At 62.0% G+C, this 410-nt stretch carries 1 protein-coding gene; it reads right to left on the reverse strand.

What is annotated here, in order from left to right; genetic code table 11:
* Positions 1-396, reverse strand: a 396-nt coding sequence (locus tag FL344_RS38315; protein WP_141621962.1) for an imidazoleglycerol-phosphate dehydratase, incomplete at its 3' end; no start/stop codon positions are given.
* Between the last annotated feature and the right edge of the window lie 14 nt (positions 397-410).

Raw genomic sequence — 410 nt, forward strand, 5'->3', positions numbered from 1 at the left:
GTGCAGCAGCGCATCGGGCTCACCGGTGCCCACGTAATACGGGCGGCCGGAGACGTCAACGGAGGCGTGCGCAAGGGTCTCATCCATCGGAATGTAGGCATCTCCGAAGCGGCGGATGCCCTCCTTCGTGCCCAGTGCCTCCCCCAGCGCCTGGCCCAGCACGATGGCCGTGTCTTCCACGGTGTGGTGCGCGTCGATCTCAATATCGCCTTTGGCCTGCACCTTCAGGTCGAAAGAGCCGTGCGCGCCGAACGCAGTCAGCATGTGATCGAAGAAAGGCAAGCAGGTGGAAATCTCGGTCTTCCCCTGGCCGTCCAGGTTGATTTCCACGGTGATATCCGATTCCCGGGTGGCACGGCTCACGCGCCCAATGCGCTGATTGGCTTGCTGGCTCATGAGTTCTTCTTTTC

Source organism: Myxococcus sp. AB036A (assembly GCF_006547355.1).
GTDB lineage: Bacteria > Myxococcota > Myxococcia > Myxococcales > Myxococcaceae > Myxococcus > Myxococcus virescens.